Source organism: Arsenophonus endosymbiont of Aleurodicus floccissimus, assembly GCF_900343025.1.
Taxonomy (GTDB): domain Bacteria; phylum Pseudomonadota; class Gammaproteobacteria; order Enterobacterales; family Enterobacteriaceae; genus Arsenophonus.
On record NZ_OUND01000002.1, the window covers coordinates 357946 to 374851 of the forward strand.

Sequence of the window (16906 nt, forward strand, 5' to 3'; positions counted from 1 at the left end):
ACTATTTAGAGTGCAATGAAATTGATAAACCGATTATTTTATCAATAGCGTCTATAAACACTGCTTAGTCATTTCAAGTAATTTTTTAACGTCCTCAGGACGGGTATTACCGGTTGCTTTATCGATGATAGAGCTATAAATATGAGGAATAATTTTCTTTACACCAGCATTTAATGCAATTTTGAGAATTTCCGTGTAATTGTTTAAGTCGATACCGCCAGTTGGTTCAAGATAAAAATCACAGCTAGCACAAGCTTCTGCAACAACTTGATATTCTTCGCGATATTTTAACCCTGCCATATTAAAAAATTTCACTGAACTTTCGCCCATATTTTTTAACATTGCAATTGCCGTTTCAACAGGAACAATGGCGTCTGGATAATTTGAGCTTAGCGGCCGGGTAGAAATTTTTACTTTACCCACTGCACCAGTTGGTGAAATAAGCGCATTAACAATAGTCTGATCTTGACCTAATAATGCACGACTGGTTGCGGCCCAGTAAATACCTGGTTTACATGTTGCGGCTGAATGACTTTAGCAATTTGCGAAACCATATTAGATTGATTAGGATCACTTGCACCTAAACCGACAGAAAGTGTATTATCAATTTCATCAGCATATTTAGCCATATCGTCGATAGCACTATTTAAGTCAGCATAGTTTTTTGACAGCACGCCAACCACGACATAAGTTTCAGCGGCTTGATAAATCTCTTTAGCATTTTGGTGAGAGTCTGCCAGAACATTCAGACAAACACGATCATGATAGAAATTAGGGGTTAATTGTTTTCCGATTATTTGACTCCAGTAACAACTTGGCGTATGCGTGAGACAATTGTTTTCAGTTGTTTGTTAGTAACACTGCGGATATCAGCTTCAACTTTTCCTTCGTTGGTTTTATATTCACGAAAATAGATAGAGGTGTCGCCCTGTTTCAATTCTGCCATCATAGCATAAGTAGTTTTACCAATGGCTTTCTGATCGAAGCTGATTTCTGCCCGGGCAATATCACGGCCAGTGGCATCCCAAACGATTTGGGCTTTGACGCCTTTGATTTTGTTAAGATCATCTATAAAATCAGACATCCGCTCAACCATTTGTTCGCCAGTCTCTTTTTTGGCCGTTAGGTAGAGTTCAATCGCCAGTGTTAGGCCTAAAATACCCTCTTTACCGACTTTTATCGTACGACCAATACCGCTACTTTGTTGTTTAACCCATTCAACGTATTGATATTTGCCAATAACTAGTCCGCTAGTTGGGCCTTCAATCGCTTTAGCGCCACCTGTAGATCACTAAATCAGCGCCATTTTGATAATTAGTTACTAAATCTTCTTCTGCAGCTGCATCGACTATTAAAGGGATTTGATGTTTTTTTAGCAACCTGGGCCGCTTCTTTTACCGTTAGCATACTTTTTTGTACGCAGTGATGCGATTTAACATAAAGAATAGCTGCGGTTTGGTCAGTAATTTTAGCTGCACTACACTCATTAGCATAACCGGCTTCGACACAATTTCACCGCCACTAAGTGCAACCATGGTGTCAATTGGGGCACCAAAATTAACATTATGTTCTTTCGGCATAGCAATTTCACGGGCACAGGTTGAGGTGAAGTGTGAAGATTATAAAGTAAATCGGCATTGTCTTTTACTATCACCGCAGCGACGGATTGCGCAATGCCGGCTGAGGCGCAAGAAATAACCACCGCATTTTCCACCTTCAGTAGCTTGGCAATATACTGGCCGGTTTTATTTACCAGATCTTTGATTGCAAAGTAATGATTAAGTCCATAGCCGACACGTTCTGTAACTTCAGCTTTAGGCGTTGAAACGCCCAGCATTGTCATGCGACCGGAGGCATTAATTACATTTTTGAGTTGATATTTTTCATAAATCGATTGCATATTCAGACTCACTTTCTGTGGAAACAATTGCTTTGCAGCCAACAATTGCAACAACAGGCACAAACTTATGGCTATCAAAGCGTATTTCACCTTCTGCATCAGAGAGTTCAGTACGCTCTTCTTTGAGATCAAAGATAGTGAAGTTTGCGTCCATACCCGACATCCAGATAGCCTTTACTTTTTAAATGAAGTAGGTCGGCAGCTTTTTTAGTGACACAATCTATTATTTGCTATATTGAGAATCCCATACAAAGAAATTTGGTCATCACGAAAGCCAGGCTATAAACTGGGCCATTGATACGGTTTTTATGGTAGATATCGGAACTGATGATATCGGGATAAGTACCAATACGCATAGCTTGTTCCAAGACTTTAAAGCTGAAACTTTCACCACCGTGCCCCACATCCAGGATCACCCCACGGGCAAGTGCGCGTTGAATCGATGGTTTTAAATTGCCATTATCGTCCAGAATGTGATTAGGCTTACCATTAAAACAGTGGGTAATTATGTCGCCTTTGGTTAACAAATCTGCAATATCATCAAGATTAGGGGGATTGTTACCAATATGTACCATTAAGGGTAGCCCACTTTTTTTCTGCATTTCTTTTGCTTTGACAAGCGGGGTTATACTATTTTCACCAACCACGCTTTTACTCATACGGGCTTTTATTCCGACAACAAACTCTGGATGATCAGCGATAGCTTTTTGTAAACTAGCTTCGTCAATTTGCAGTATGTCGGCTAATTCATTTTGGGCAATAATACCTGTTTTAGCGATATTAAGCAGTGAATAAACATTGGTTTTGACTTTACGTGTAATGGCAAAAAAGCGATCAATATCTTCAGCCCCAACACTGCCAGTATCTACTAGTGTGGTAACCCCGCAAGATGCGCCGGCTAGGTCAGGCTCATCGGAGTAAATAGGCGATTCTGGATAGCAATGGGTATGAGGCATCGATCCAACCGGCACTAATGTAAAGTTGGCTTTTTAGGTCAATCGTTTTAGTTGCTTGTTGTTCTTTGGCTGCGTCTGGGCGAATGGTAACAATTTTACTATCACGTACTAAGATATCAACGATCTGGCCGTTGATAAGTTTTCCTTGTTTGATAATGAGATCGTTCATAATAGCTTTCTTTATTTTCTTGCTAATTTAGGCGGCGATAGGGAAGAAATAACCCAGAACCATCGCGCCGAGTATTGCTCCACCGGCAATCGGTTTTTTCCAAATATAAAAAAGTAGTGAACCAATACCAATTGGAATCGAGGCTACCATTGCCGCTAAGATGATCAACGGGCCTAAAAACCGGCTAGAGGTATTACCTGCACCCATCATGACATCAGCACCGAAGGTCGAATTAGTTTGTCCAACGGTAAATTTGCGGGCGAAGATAATGATACAGCCAATAACGATACCTAATACTAAGCCGGTCATCATGATGCCCAGAAATTGATGACTAAAAAATCCATACCTACTAGTAAGTAATAGCACCGGTACGCCTAAACCCAGTCCAGTTTGCAACGCACCACCAATATCTAGGATCACTACCAATGAGCCTTCAATGATACGAACAAATAGGAAACTAGCACCAAATGCAGCTACTGCACCAAAAACACCAGTATCGAGACCAGAACGTAGCATTGCCACGAAAGCAACTTCATTGAAAGCACCGAAGCCATAAATGACATACATATGGGTTCCGGCAAAGATGCTGGCGGATAGTAGTCCAACAAACAGAGGAAATGACCACTCTGTATACCAAAAGTCTTTTTTATTGATTTCCGTTGTCATAATTATTCTCCACTCATGATTTGGTGGATATGTGGCAGCCAGTTTGGTGCACCAAGATGGAAAGATTCGAGTATTTTGACATCAAATCCGCGGAAGAAGGCGCTGAGTACGAACAATAAAATCACTGCCGCCATCATAGTGCGGGTAATTTTTCTCCAGCCACTATCGTCGACCCCTTTATCAATTAAGATCCCAAGTACCAGACCTGGAATTGCATTGCCCATAATAAGTTGTGCACAACCGCCAAACAGTATTGCCCAGAAACCTGAACGGCAACCAGCATCCATGGCGGCTAACCAGAAGATAGCCGGCATGACGATTTCGACTAATAAATTTGCTGCTGGAACTAAGACATTAATTGCCGTAGTTTGTAGTGCAGATGGAACGGCAGAAGCGGTTGTGTTCAAAAAGGCAACGACCAATGCACCGATAATGCTACAGGCAATGGCGATTTTCTTTGGGTTATGCATCGTTTCTGCGACATTGCGGTTTTTGATCATTAAAACGGCTGTACCCCAGTTGGGTATGATTCGGTGATCAACATCTTGGGTAAATGCACCAGCAGCAACGGATGATGCCCAAGTGTTGAAGAAAAAACCTAAGCCGAATGAAAAGTGAGAAGCAGGATCGCCTTCACAGGAATTTAATTCACCTAATGTATGGAAAGCCCTCATACCTTGGACAGTGGGTGCGTGAAACATACGTGCAGCACCTGCACCGAGGCCAAAACCACATAAGCTACCGATAATTAGGGACATGCCGAGTATTTCTAAAAAAGACGTTGTCTCGCCCATGACATTTTCTCCAAATCAAGATACCGATTATTCAGCGGTAAATGTGATTTCTTTAACATTTAGTAAGGTGATATCTAATGAGACATCTAAAACAACAGAGAAATATTCACGCTTGCTGGGTAAGAATAAGAAAAGAAATCTTTCTGTTGTTGTTTTTACTTTAGCACTGGTAACGGTAATGTCTTTCGGTTCGATACATAACAGAATGTTATCAGTGTTTTTTTATAGGATACGTTGAATTGAACTTAGTACATCAGCAAGTGCTTTTTGGCGTGAATTCCCTTGACCATTAACACGTACAGATGTTTCCATTTTCTGTTTCATCATGCATTGCCATGTTCCTTATTGAATACTTTAACTAAACGTTCGCTCAACTCTTCTTTGTCCATAAAACCAAATCTAAGGACAATACGGCCATCTGCAATCGCTGTTTCGCCTTTTTCAATAGAACGCATTCTATAACGTGCTTTATAACCATACTTAGTCTGTACAGTAATGGCACCGGCACCGCCACTACCACAAAATGAGATCCCTAAGTCTGCATTATGCTCTTTCATTACGTCGCCTAACTTCATATCAGCAGCAACACCGGGAATGACGGTTGCTTTACCACCGGTAGCTACTTTTTGTCCTTTGCCTAAACGGTCACCAATAACGACATGGATCTGTTTCATATTTAATTCTCCTATTATCTTTATGAGTTAGAATGTGCTACTTCAAAATGAACTGACAGCAGATAAGCCTCTTCGTAAGCTAAGCCGGGCAAGGTATTAACAACTTTCTCGGCTAAGGCAATTGATTCAGGGGATATTTCCTCAAATAGTGAGACATCCACTTTAGGTAAAGACTCACCTGTTTTGGCTCTTTCTACCATCGCTTTAACGTGAGAACGTAGCATCTGTTGTTGAACATCAGTTGTATGGGCCCCTTCAGCTTTTAGCCAGCCATCATAATAGAAATTAATTTATTGGTGACAGTCTCTACATCCAGGTTATCTTTTGCGACATTAAAAAAAATTGAGGATTGACTCATAAACTTTCGCTATCCCATTTGGAAACTAATATAAAACTAGTCTTTTGCTATTGTTAATAACTTTAGTTCTTTCCAGTATGGTTTTGGAGAGAAACATTTCCACTTTGAACTGGCAAATATCTGGAAAAATAAAGACAAAAATAGCGAATTAATTTTAATCAAACTGGAAGTTTAACTACATCAAAGGCTAATTTTTTATTATTCATGTTGTTATTGAACGTGTTGGGATATTATTATTTTTGTTTTATATCAGTAGATTAGATAATATAAAGTTGATTGATTATTTGTTTATTTAGCGAAATCGTTAAGTGGAAATAGCCTACGGAATAATAATAGATTGCTGGAAATTTGGCTTGCCAGTTTAAAGTAAACTAAAAATAAGTGACTAACAAAAAGATAAAAAAGTTACCTGTCTTCTGATAATGATCATTAAAAATCACACTTTTATTTATTATTTCCACTTTTCCACTATTAAGTGGAAATTATTAATTAATACGACTCAAGCTATCTTTAGCATTAACCTGAAAGTCATTGAAATTTATACTATTAATTAATCTTTTAGTGGCTTTTTCTTTGACGAAAGTTACAAATAACTCATAAATAGCGATAGCTTCTTCATAGTCAACTTTACTAATGGCTAATAGAAAAATGACATTAGCAACTTCCTTGGTTTCTGCATTCCATTTGGTCCCTTGCGGTGAAATAATCGTAACACCACCGTTTTATTCGCTAACAAACCTAATGAGTGAGGTAAGGCAATACCTTCATCCAGTAGAGTAGAGACAATTGATTCTCGTTCGAGTAGCGATGGGTAAAAATAGTTAGTGACATAACCATCGGCTTGTAGTTTTTTACAGATTTTCTTAAATAGTTCTTCTTGGCTAATTTTTTCATTAAGTATGATGAAATAACGTTCATCAAAGAATCACTCAATAATATAAGGTTTGATTGATCATCGCTAAACGCCCGACTTGCTCCAGTTGATAGGGAGTAGGAAAGGGGCGATTTTCACCATCGGTTTATTTTTTTCTGCTAATCGAATGGTAGTGATAACAAAATCTTCATCGATGTTTTCTAAGACTTTATATTCTTGTAACGACAGTGCACGATTAAATTTTAGTTGTGGAAATTCACGCATAATTTTGGTTTCTATCACACGTACTGTTGAGTTGCCTGAATCAGTAATGATTAAAACCTCTGTTGGCCGATGATGGCTGGTACCATAATTACATTCCAAACTTACCCCAATATGAACTGCCAGATAACCAAGTTCGTCTTCACTAATTGGGTAAGGTAGCAGGGTACTGGCACTACGTAGGGCATCGAGGGTGACATCATAAGCAAAAGAATAATATTGTTTGATATCGTCAAGTAAAGGATTTGGTATATTAATATTAAATTGTAAACGAGTTAATAAAGTGGCGAGATGGGTTGTCAAATCACGTTTTAGTTTCTCATCATTACGTAAATCGTAATTATATGAGTCGTTTATATATTGCAAAATATGAGCAAGTAGTTTGGTATGTAAGCCCGTTTTTTAATTGGGCTGTTCGTTACCAATAATACGTTGTGCTGAAAGCTGCGTACATAAGTAAGCTTGTTCTGCGTTTGATAGTTCACCACAAGAAAGTAAATCAGCCCGTTTGAAATTTCTTTGACCGTATTTTGAATAACAGGATCCATTTCATTATTGATAAAAGTGGTTAATTCACGGCCATGAGTAATACCTAAGATAGTGGTAGCACAATTGAAAATGGGATATTGGTGGCCTTCGTTAGTCAGTCGAATATCAAAACGACTAAGACTATTTTTCAATACTTTATTAATATAGGTTAAATTAATATTATCAAGATAAGTCAGGCTAAATTTAGCGATATCTTTATTTATTTTCTGTGAGAAACGGCGCCATAATATTTCGGTAATACAGGTACGAATCGCCCATTCATTGCCAATTAATCTTATTCCTTGATGTGGGATACCTTCGATCTGGATGTCATGTTTATACAAATATTCTCTAACAATACTCATGCTCTGTTGTATGATACCGCGACTAATAAATCATTTTTCAGCGATATCATCTAACTTAACTTGTAATGGCAGCATTAATAGCTTTAATAGTAAGGCATCAACCCGATCTCTTTCTGTTCGCGGAATATTTTCATCATCGGCTATTTTTTCCGTTTTGATGGTAGCAAAAAGCGCTTCGTTATTAATTTTAAAATTATAGGCATTACCTCGCTCATAAACGATACACGCATCATAGTCTTGCAAATATTCATTTAATTCGTTGATGTCTGAATGTATGGTGCGCGTTGAAACACCAAAACGTTTAGCAAGCTCATCTTACGATACAATTTCGCTCTGAATATTAGTAAAAATCTGGTGGATAGGTTGATTTGTAAAAACAGCCACGAGTAATATCTTTCAATTAATAAAATAGAAAAGTTGTCTGTGATTGAAGATGATATCCTAGTTATAAATTTGATAAAAAGGCTATCACTGACATCCAAATAAATTATATCTATTAAAACAACTGTATTTATTTTATCACTTTTATTGGCTGTCGATCTTTTTATTAAATATTTTATTGAAAGTTATCAATTTTATGTTTAGTTTAAATAAATCAATATGCCACGAAAATCTGTTTGGGCAGTAAATTTTACCTTTTGTTCCTGCATTAAAAATGCACCATCACTACAGTGAATATAAGCTATCTTGTGATTGTTGTTTGTTAATTTTACTATTCCTGTAATAGAATATAGATAACTATTTTTTCCTTTCAGACTAAGCATCATGCTTTGTTCTGTCTTTAAATAAATATAACTAATCAAAGTTTGTTGGCGGATTTTTAAGCTATTTTCCGAACCATTTGGTGAAGCAAGTAATGTCAATGCATTATTATTAGCGAGTTTACGTTTTTGCGGCGGTTGGCAGAAATATTCAACGCAGGCATTTATCCATAGTTGTAATTGTATTAACGGTTTTTCGTGACTAACATTGTGTTCGCTATAACTTATATTAGGTATCGGAGATAAAAGTAAACACTCATTTTCAGATTGATGAATGCCATTTCCTTCGCTATAATGGAATTCAGCGTAGCCCTGTAAAACAAGATTAATGATATCGATATTGGGGGTTTTGGCCTAACAAGCTGCTTTTGGCGCAATAGTTTCTCGATTTAATACTCGCAAAGCGCCATAGTGGGTAAAATCAGGATCAAAATAGTGACCAAAAGAGAAGGTATATTGCGCTTGTAGCCAACCAAAATCAGCATGACCACAATGTTTTTGTATTCTAGAAATTATCATAGTAACTTTACCGTTCAGATAATTTATGATCAAAAATAATAATTAACTAGACGTAAAATTGTTAGCTAGTTAATCTGAGTTAAATATTCAAATTTCTTTATTGAGATCCTTTATGAGTAAAGAGTGCACACTAACATTAGATGCATTACGCGTAATGAATGCCATTGATCGACGCGGAAGTTTTGCAGCTGCAGCTGATGAATTGGGTAAAGTTCTTTATGAATTAAGTTATACGATGCAAAAATTATAAGAAGAACTTGATATGGTGCTTTTTGATCGCTCTGGCCATCGAACACGTTTTACTGATGTTGGTTGGATGTTGTTAGAAGTAGCAGATAAACTTGTTGTTGATGCTGAAGCATTGGCGCGTGGTTGGGAACCCTATCTTACCATTGTTTGTGAAGCATTGATCCCCGTCTCAACGCTTTTTCCTTTAGTCGATAAATTGGCACAAAAATCGGAAACTCAACTCTCTTTATTAACTGAAGTATTAGCGGGAGCATGGGAGTGTTTAGAAACGGGTAAGGCAGATATTGTTATTGCGCCTGATTTGCATTTTTGCTCTTCACCTGAAATTAATAGTCGTTTACTTTGTACGATTAATAATGTTTGTGTTGCTAGTCCAGAGCATCCTATTCATCAAGAGCCAGAGCCACTTTCCTACATGACTCGGATCAAATATCGTGGGATTGCTATTGCAGAGATACCGCTAAACAACGGCCAGTCTTGACGGTACAATTATTAGATAAACAGCAGAGATTAACAGTAAGTTCAATCGATGAAAAACGCCGCGTTTTATTAGCCGGTTTAGGTGTTGCAACCATGCCTTATACGTTGGTTGAAAAAGATATTAAAGCAGGATGATTACGTGTCGTAGGATCAGAGTATAGTCAAGAAACCAATATTATTATGGCCTGGGCATTGTGGCAAAATTGGTGAAGCTAAATTTTGGTGCTTACGTCAGATCCCTCAATTGTTTAATAGTGATCACTATTCTTTTCATTTATCGTAAAAATATTCGGTTAAATTTTACTTATGGGCGATGGTAAAATGATCGCCCAAGCTTTAGTTATTACCATTTTTTATTTAACCAGTGATCAATACTGAATTTGCCTGGTCCGAGAATGGCTAATAGCATATAGCTAGCAGCAATAGAAAGATCTTTTAAAAACATCAATTGGTTATTGCCTTCGGCAAAGTTGAAGTGAAAAATAAAAGCGGTTAATAGACTAAAAGCAACGGTAAAAATAGCTATGGTTCGAGTTAAAAAACCCAATAGTATGCCAATCCGACCGCCAAACTCTAGTAAAATAGTCAATCGCAGTAAAAATGCAGGGACACCCATCGCATGCATATATTGCTGAGTTTCGATATAGCCATTATCAAACTTACCATATCCGGCAAAAATAAATAATAGTGGTATCAGAATACGCGCTACTAGGATAGTGATATTCTCTATGTTTTTCATATTGCTCTCTCTTAAAGCATCATATTTATAGTAAAGCCTACATTATTAAAAATACTAGCTAAGAAAATTCAATCTATTACGCAAAAAAATTGAATGAATTAATCGAGAATAGTTTTTTGTCAAAAAGGAGTGAATTGTTATTATCAATTCGTAAATGGATTATGTTTTTTTTTGGCTATAAATGTTTGTATAGTTTTTGCTATCCTCCAAACACCTATAGCTCGTCGACTGAGTCGATAAAGTACGGATATTATAGAGTGCAATTAATGAAAAACTAGCAATAAGCAGTGGTTTGAAAACTAACATTTTTTGCCAGGTACGATCATAAGATGCAGTAATTGTTAACCAATGTTCAGACGTAGCTGATAACGTATTACGCTGCTGCTGAATATTAGTCAACAATTGCTGCTTTTTTAATACCAGTTGTTTACGTTTACTTAGTTTCATCTTCATTCTGTTTTAACTGTTTGACATCCTGCTTTAATTGTTCACGGGTTGCGGCTAATAGCGTCTTACTATAGGCTATCTTTAATGTCCAGCAAGTACCTAATAACGCTAGGATAAGTAAAACAGCGGTTGTAATCGCAACGACTTGTATACGATAGGCTGGATCAACCATGAGAAAAATTAATACCAGCAAACTCATCAGGCCAAATGTGATCAATAGTAATGTAGTGCCGGCTAATGAAATCAGTTGCACAAAGGTCTGCTTTTCTTGTTCGAGTTGGACGGCAACAAGTTGCAGCCTTGTCTCAACCATATTAATAAGAATAGAACTATCCGTTGTCAGGCGCTTAGCAAGCCTTTAGCCGGTCCATCTGGATGTTGATTTTCTCGCATATTAACGTTTAGCCAGTAAAATGCCTAATACCAGTTCGACAGCGGCACCAACACCAACACCTGTCCATGGATTTTCATGTGCATAATCATTATCACGGCCGGCAACTTCCTTAGTTTGATGAATAATTTTACCGCTTACATCACTCAGTTTTTGGCGAGAATCATCTAATGCTTTTTCTGCTTTACGGCGAATTTTGTCAATTTCTGCTTTGGATTTATTTTCTGTATTGTGCAAAACTTCTTCCAAAGAATCTGCTAATGATTTTAATTCTGTACGCAGGTTTTCTTTATTTTTCATAACGTTAACCTATCTCAATAAATAATGTTAATTTTCATCACTCTTATTCTTTGAGAATAATAAAAGAACCAATAAAATCAATCTATATCTCATTTAAGGTAATTTAAAATTTGTTATATTGAAATATAAAAATAATTATACTGGTATGAAAATTTGATAAACAGTTTGACCGAAAGCTATGCTGTTACCAGGAAAGTAGGCAACAGCATAAGTTAGCTTGGATTTTAGGGATTACGGCGCTTAAATTTTTTCTTTAGTACTACGGCTATACTGCCTATTAGGTCAATAAAAAGCAAAACAAGGGGGATAAGCATCAAAATACTCATGATTTGGCGTTCATAGTATTGAAAAAGTGGGCTTTTACAGAATACATAACCAATAGTGGTTAAGATCAATACCGAAAGTAATCCGCTAAGCCAATTAAAAATTTGGAAGCTTTTATCAGGTAAACCGGATAGGCCGGCGATGGTAGGTAGGATGGTCCTAATAAAAGCAAGAAAGCGGCCAATAAGCAGCGCTGCCAATATATGGTGATGAAACAGGCCATAAGCACGTGGTGATAATGTTCAGGTAAATGAGAAAGCCAGCTTTGCACAATTTTATTATTTCCTAGCCATTTACCCTGAAGATAGCTTACCCAGAACCCAAACTGGCACCTGCGGTTAAGATAATAAATGTCAATGGATAATTGATAGTACCTTTAGCTATTAGGACGCCTACTAAAATGAGTAGGCTGTCACCGGGTAAAAAAGCGGCAGGTAATATTCCATTTTCCAAAAATAATATTATAAATGATATAATGTAGATAGCCCATACTAATGAAGGATTCATTAGCATATTGTAATCTTGATGCCAGAGTGAAACAAAAGTTCTTTAACTAATTCCATCAAGTGTTTCCTAAATACCCTGATCTTTAAACCTAATTGGCAGTTATTACCTATTATCCCTTATTAGAGATAATGTAAACATAGTAAAAAGGGTTGTAGTATGAGCCTGAATATTAAATTCAGATATAAGCATAATATATTAGACTAGTGTAATACTCTAACAAAATCATAAATAACTAAATAGCAAATTTTTCGAAATTGACTCTTTATTTAATATTTTATTTTTTTACAATTCATAAAGTACATTTACCTATATCTTTTGTTTCGCTAGCAGATCTTTTATTTTAATAGCTAGCAAAGTGGAGTAACTTCTTTAACCGGTCTACAGTCATTACGGTGTTATGCACCCGGTAAACCGGGCATCACAGGTGGATATTAAAGTAGCTTTTGTGTTGTAAGTAAACCTTGCCCACTGGCAAGGTTTACTTATAATTTAAATTAGTCGAATAGAAACCTATAAAGACTAAAATGGATTATAACGGCTGAGCCTTCTGTAGGAATCGGCCGTTTTTCGTTTCTAGGAGCTAAAATGCATTCTGTTGGTACTCCCGTATTGTGGGCAATCTTTACTGTTGTTATTGCGATCATGTTACTTATTGATATTTCTTTACAGGGTAAGCATCCAGGAAGAGAAATAACAGTAAGACAGGCTGTTGTATGGAGTTTTATTTGGATTAGTTTGGCATTATTGTTTGCCTTAGGTTTATGGTTTTATTTTAAACAGACAACTATCCTAATGATTGCTAATCGCCAAACAATGGTTTTTTTAACCGGTTATTTACTGGAAAAAGCGTTAGCTGTTGATAATGTATTTGTTTGGTTAATGTTATTTAATTATTTTTCAATCCCAGTCAATTTACAGCGCCGAGTTCTTATTTATGGTGTATTGGGTGCGATAGTATTGCGTACTATCATGATCTTTACAGGTAGTTGGCTAGTCTCTCAGTTTCATTGGATTTTGTATCTCTTTGGCATTTTTCTATTATTTACCGGTATAAAAATGTTCTTTGTTAAAGAAAATGATCAATCGATTGATAAAAAACCACTAGTAAAATGGATCGGTTCTCATTTACGCATGACAGATACTTTACATGGTGAGCGTTTTTTTATTCGTCAACAAGGTATTTTATTTCCTACTCCATTGATTATGTTATTAATTTTAGTTGAGATTAGTGACATTATTTTCGCCGTAGATAGCATTCCTGCCATTTTTGCAGTAACCACGGATCCTTTTATTGTATTGACTTCAAATCTATTTGCGATTTTAGGCTTGCGAGCGATGTATTTTGTTTTATCAGGTATCGCTGAAAAATTCTCTATGCTAAAGTACGGGCTATCTATTATTTTAATTTTCATTGGCATAAAAATGTTATTAATGGATATTTTTTATATTCCAACCGCTGTATCGCTAAGTATTGTTGCGGGGATTTTAACATTAACGATATTCATTAATCATATTGTTAATAAATACAAAAAATTACTTAATTACTAAATAAATATCTTTAAATATTATATATGTTGTATCTCTTTATATTGATTAACAACGATAGAAATGGATATTGCTACTTTCTCTATTAGTAAAATGAGTTCTGCTAGTTAATTTATTAATAAAAGAGTTAGTTAATTGTTTATCTAATAAATCTGTTTTTATCTATGATGGTATCTTTTTATCGTCATAAAAATACTTTGAAATAACAATGTAAAAAAACATATTGGCTTACTGTCTAATATCGTATATTGAAGCTTTGTAATGCAAATACTCATTGATCCACTTGCCGTATTCTTTTAGGTGGGTCTTTAATTTTATGGCGTTCTGAATGATAATTTATTTGACGACTTATTTATTAGTCCTATGAAAGTTGTTGCGCCTATTTTAGTATCAACATCGGTTATGTTTTCGACTGTTAATCACAAAAAGGTCAAAAAAAACAATATTTGTTCTATCTTACTATTCTGTATTTTGCTACTTTTTGGCGGCTATATCCACGCTTATTGGTATTGTTCTTTATATTGTATAAGCAAGACGCATTCCTTGATCAATAGCACGCCGAGCATCAAGCTCTGCAGCAATATCAGCACCACCGATAATATGTGGTGTCTTACCTAATTCATATAATGCATTGGCTAAAGTACGAAGTGATTGTTGGCCAGCACAGATGATGATGTTATCAACAGGCAAACACTTTTTTTGCTTGTTATGATAAATATGTAACCCTTGATCATCAATTTTCTGGTAGCTAACATCATTCATCATAGTAACGCCATGGCGTAGTAAGTTTAAGCTATGGATCCAGCCGGTTGTTTTTCCTAGCTGTTCACCAACACGAGTTGATTTTCGTTGCAGCAGACAAATTTTACGAGCAGAATCAAGGTGCTGCTAACCTTTAGGATGAATACCACCTGGTTGAGATATAGTGGTATCAATGTTCCATTGGTGCGTAAAAGCATCAATGCTTTGGCTACTATTATCTGTTTCTTGACAAAGATATTGCGCTATATCAAAATCGAGCCCTCCAGCCAAGATAATTGCAACCTGGTGACCTGTGGTAATATGGTGTTTTAATACATCATAATAATTCACGACACTGGCGTGATCGATACCTTCAATGTGAATTTTTTTCGGTAGTACGCCTGTAGCGATAATGATATTATCAAAGTTTAATAATTGTTCAGCAGCGGCTTTTTTAGTTAAATGAACAGTAACATTTTTTAGTGTCAGTTGACGTTGAAACTAACGAATAGTTTCTTGGGACTTTATTTTTCCAGGTATTTGTTTAGCAAGATTCAGTTGGCCACCGATCTGGCATTCTTGTTCAAATAAAGTAATATGGTGCCCACGTTCTGCCGCTGTTATTGCAAATGATAATCCGGCAGGACCTGCGCCGATAACAACAATATTTTTTGGTTTTAATACTGGCTGGAAAGGAAAGTCTAATTCATGGCAAGCTCTAGGGTTAACTAAATATGATGCCTGTTTGCCAACAAATATCTGATCTAAACAGGCTTAATTATAAGCAATACAGGTATTAATTTCATTCGTACGATTTTTGGCCGCTTTTGTCATAAACTCTGCATCAGCAAGAAATGGCCGATGCCATAGAAACTAAATCAGCGCTACCGTCAGATAAAATCTTTTCAGTTACTTCAGGTGAATTGATACGGTTAGTGCAAATTAAAGGGATTGATATTTTTCCCATCAATTTTTTAGTGACTCAAATAAAACCTGCTCTTGGTACCATCATTGCAATCGTCGGGATCTTCGATTCATGTCAGCCAATACCTGTACTAATCACCGATGCGCCTGTATTTTCGATCGCCTTTGCTAAAAGCTTAATCTCATCCTAATTGGAGCCTTTTTCAATTAAGTCAAGCATAGATAGTCGGTAGATAATAATAAAATTATTCCCAACCTGTTGCCGAATAGCTTTAATGACTTCAATTGGAAAGCGGATCCGATTTTGATAACTACCGCCCCATAAATCATCACGATGATTAGTGTATCGGGTAATAAACTGGTTAATTAGATAAACTTCTGAACCCATAATTTTTATACCATCATAACCCGCTTGCAAAGCAAGTTCGGCGCAATTGGCATAGTTTTTAATTGTTTGTAAAATTGCAGTATCACTGAGTGATTTAGGCAAAAAAGGATTAATACTAGCTTGTAATACACTAGGTGCAACTAGATCAGGATGGTAGCTATAACGGCCAGCGTGGAGGATCTGTAAGGCGATTTTCCCCCCTGCTTGATGAACCGCATGAGTAATTTTTTTATGGTGAAAAAATTTGTTTCTTACTATTTAGGGTTGCCCCATGTTTGGTCAGGCTGCCAGGGTGATTAGGGGTGATGCTGCCGGTAATAATTAATTCAATATTATTTTTTGCCCTGTCTGCATAGAACTTTGTTAACCTAACACTAGCTTGAGGATGCTCTTCTAGCCCAGTATGCATCGAGCCCATAATTACTCTGTTTTTTAATTGCATGTAACCTAAGTCTGATGGCTTCTTGGTATTGGATTATTGTTTTACTTAATAGCCAATTGCAACGCAAATTATAGAAACATTATCTTAATTTAACCTATATTAATAGTTGAAAGACTATATTATTATTAATAAATTGTGATTTTTATCATATTTACCGATGTATTGTTTTATGATTATTAAATTGTCGTAACATCCTACACTAAATAGTTAGGATATAAATAACGTTGTAAAAGCCTAAAAATGTAATTTTTATTTTTTTGGTAGTTAAATGTTATTAATTTTAGTGTAGGGTCACATTTGAATGATAGGAGATTTGATAAAATTAGGCTTTTTCATAGCTCTATTTTCACATAATGATATCAATTGAATTTTTACAGGACAGTTATAAACTACATATTTAGTAAGCATGGTTGTATAATTTTAACATATTGATTTAGAAAAGTTATTTATAGTAATCGACAATTTTTTGTATTCACTTTACTTACTGTCGTTGGGAGCAGACTATAAAATAGTTATATTATTGCGTTTATTTATATGTATATGATTTTTGAAACTTAGCTAAAATTTAAGTAGACAAAGATTAGTGTAGTAAAAAATTAACCAA

14 protein-coding genes and 8 pseudogenes are annotated in these 16906 nt (G+C 36.1%); 2 read left to right on the forward strand and 20 right to left on the reverse strand.

Annotated features, from left to right (window positions below; translation table 11 throughout):
• Window positions 1-51 precede the first annotated feature (51 nt).
• The 14 genes and pseudogenes from dagF to ARADI_RS18015 form a co-directional block, all read right to left on the reverse strand.
• Window positions 52-794 (reverse strand): annotated as a pseudogene (dagF, locus tag ARADI_RS09260) (2-dehydro-3-deoxy-phosphogluconate aldolase).
• A pseudogene (locus tag ARADI_RS09265) lies at window positions 794-1900 on the reverse strand (DgaE family pyridoxal phosphate-dependent ammonia lyase). Before ARADI_RS09265 ends, dagF begins: the two co-directional pseudogenes overlap by 1 nt.
• Window positions 1884-3025 (reverse strand): annotated as a pseudogene (locus ARADI_RS09270) (amidohydrolase/deacetylase family metallohydrolase). Before ARADI_RS09270 ends, ARADI_RS09265 begins: the two co-directional pseudogenes overlap by 17 nt.
• A gap of 27 nt (window positions 3026-3052) precedes the next feature.
• Entirely contained in the window at window positions 3053-3691 is a 639-nt protein-coding gene (locus ARADI_RS09275; RefSeq protein WP_119711869.1) for a DUF4310 family protein, read from the reverse strand.
• Between the two features lie 2 nt (window positions 3692-3693).
• Window positions 3694-4485, reverse strand: coding sequence for a DUF4311 domain-containing protein (locus ARADI_RS09280; protein WP_119711870.1), 792 nt, complete (start codon window positions 4483-4485; stop codon window positions 3694-3696).
• Between the two features lie 27 nt (window positions 4486-4512).
• A pseudogene (locus ARADI_RS17980) lies at window positions 4513-4695 on the reverse strand (DUF4312 family protein); the annotation flags it as partial.
• 113 nt (window positions 4696-4808) lie between these two features.
• Window positions 4809-5159: an SFCGS family glycine-rich protein gene (locus tag ARADI_RS09290; RefSeq protein ID WP_119711871.1), complete on the reverse strand. Its 351-nt coding sequence runs from the start codon at window positions 5157-5159 to the stop codon at window positions 4809-4811.
• 20 nt (window positions 5160-5179) lie between these two features.
• Window positions 5180-5517: pseudogene (locus ARADI_RS21695) on the reverse strand (transcriptional antiterminator).
• 637 nt (window positions 5518-6154) lie between these two features.
• A complete protein-coding gene (locus ARADI_RS17985) occupies window positions 6155-6421 on the reverse strand; it encodes a PTS sugar transporter subunit IIA (protein ID WP_369407007.1) in 267 nt (88 codons plus the stop codon).
• 54 nt (window positions 6422-6475) lie between these two features.
• Entirely contained in the window at window positions 6476-7018 is a 543-nt protein-coding gene (locus ARADI_RS17990; protein WP_238149308.1) for a BglG family transcription antiterminator, read from the reverse strand.
• Window positions 7006-7545 carry a BglG family transcription antiterminator gene (locus ARADI_RS17995; protein WP_238149309.1) on the reverse strand — a complete coding sequence of 180 codons (540 nt, stop codon included), beginning with the start codon at window positions 7543-7545 and terminating at the stop codon, window positions 7006-7008. The genes ARADI_RS17990 and ARADI_RS17995 overlap by 13 nt, the downstream gene beginning before the upstream one ends.
• Window positions 7546-7575: 30 nt before the next feature.
• The gene (locus ARADI_RS18000) at window positions 7576-7788 is read right to left on the reverse strand and encodes a hypothetical protein (protein WP_238149310.1); all 213 of its coding nucleotides are present in this window, start codon (window positions 7786-7788) and stop codon (window positions 7576-7578) included.
• A gap of 338 nt (window positions 7789-8126) precedes the next feature.
• Complete coding sequence (locus ARADI_RS18010) at window positions 8127-8408, reverse strand: pirin family protein (RefSeq protein WP_238149311.1); 282 nt, start codon at window positions 8406-8408, stop codon at window positions 8127-8129.
• 252 nt (window positions 8409-8660) lie between these two features.
• Window positions 8661-8825, reverse strand: a complete 165-nt coding sequence (locus tag ARADI_RS18015) for a cupin domain-containing protein (protein WP_238149312.1) — start codon at window positions 8823-8825, stop codon at window positions 8661-8663.
• Window positions 8826-8937: 112 nt separating this feature from the next.
• Here ARADI_RS18015 and ARADI_RS09310 point away from each other — a divergent pair.
• Window positions 8938-9837: pseudogene (locus ARADI_RS09310) on the forward strand (LysR family transcriptional regulator).
• A 60-nt stretch (window positions 9838-9897) separates the two neighbouring features.
• Here ARADI_RS09310 and ARADI_RS09315 read toward each other — a convergent pair.
• The 5 genes and pseudogenes from ARADI_RS09315 to ARADI_RS09335 form a co-directional block, all read right to left on the reverse strand.
• Window positions 9898-10293, reverse strand: coding sequence for a DoxX family protein (locus ARADI_RS09315; protein WP_119711873.1), 396 nt, complete (start codon window positions 10291-10293; stop codon window positions 9898-9900).
• Window positions 10294-10452: 159 nt separating this feature from the next.
• Window positions 10453-10740, reverse strand: coding sequence for a YqjK-like family protein (locus tag ARADI_RS09320; RefSeq protein ID WP_119711874.1), 288 nt, complete (start codon window positions 10738-10740; stop codon window positions 10453-10455).
• Window positions 10727-11053, reverse strand: a complete 327-nt coding sequence (locus ARADI_RS09325) for a phage holin family protein (protein WP_369406995.1) — start codon at window positions 11051-11053, stop codon at window positions 10727-10729. Before ARADI_RS09325 ends, ARADI_RS09320 begins: the two co-directional genes overlap by 14 nt.
• Before the next feature lie 81 nt (window positions 11054-11134).
• Entirely contained in the window at window positions 11135-11431 is a 297-nt protein-coding gene (locus ARADI_RS09330; protein ID WP_119711875.1) for an ElaB/YgaM/YqjD family protein, read from the reverse strand.
• A gap of 224 nt (window positions 11432-11655) precedes the next feature.
• Window positions 11656-12318: pseudogene (locus ARADI_RS09335) on the reverse strand (DedA family protein).
• A gap of 529 nt (window positions 12319-12847) precedes the next feature.
• Between ARADI_RS09335 and ARADI_RS09340 the strand changes: the two are divergent.
• Complete coding sequence (locus tag ARADI_RS09340) at window positions 12848-13810, forward strand: TerC family protein (protein WP_119711876.1); 963 nt, start codon at window positions 12848-12850, stop codon at window positions 13808-13810.
• Between the two features lie 513 nt (window positions 13811-14323).
• On the opposite strand, the pseudogene ARADI_RS09345 reads toward ARADI_RS09340, so the two are convergent.
• Window positions 14324-16302 (reverse strand): annotated as a pseudogene (locus ARADI_RS09345) (oxidoreductase).
• Window positions 16303-16906: the final 604 nt, after the last annotated feature.

Excerpts from the sequence above, each read along its gene's own strand:
- ARADI_RS09275 (WP_119711869.1), bottom strand. The coding sequence starts at position 3,691 with ATGACAACGGAAATCAATAAAAAAGACTTTTGGTATACAGAGTGGTCA.
- ARADI_RS09280 (WP_119711870.1), bottom strand. The coding sequence starts at position 4,485 with ATGGGCGAGACAACGTCTTTTTTAGAAATACTCGGCATGTCCCTAATT.
- ARADI_RS09290 (WP_119711871.1), bottom strand. The coding sequence starts at position 5,159 with ATGAAACAGATCCATGTCGTTATTGGTGACCGTTTAGGCAAAGGACAA.
- ARADI_RS17995 (WP_238149309.1), bottom strand. The coding sequence starts at position 7,545 with ATGAGTATTGTTAGAGAATATTTGTATAAACATGACATCCAGATCGAA.
- ARADI_RS18015 (WP_238149312.1), bottom strand. The coding sequence starts at position 8,825 with ATGATAATTTCTAGAATACAAAAACATTGTGGTCATGCTGATTTTGGT.
- ARADI_RS09315 (WP_119711873.1), bottom strand. The coding sequence starts at position 10,293 with ATGAAAAACATAGAGAATATCACTATCCTAGTAGCGCGTATTCTGATA.
- ARADI_RS09320 (WP_119711874.1), bottom strand. The coding sequence starts at position 10,740 with ATGAAACTAAGTAAACGTAAACAACTGGTATTAAAAAAGCAGCAATTG.
- ARADI_RS09325 (WP_369406995.1), bottom strand. The coding sequence starts at position 11,053 with ATGGTTGAGACAAGGCTGCAACTTGTTGCCGTCCAACTCGAACAAGAA.
- ARADI_RS09330 (WP_119711875.1), bottom strand. The coding sequence starts at position 11,431 with ATGAAAAATAAAGAAAACCTGCGTACAGAATTAAAATCATTAGCAGAT.
- ARADI_RS09340 (WP_119711876.1), top strand. The coding sequence starts at position 12,848 with ATGCATTCTGTTGGTACTCCCGTATTGTGGGCAATCTTTACTGTTGTT.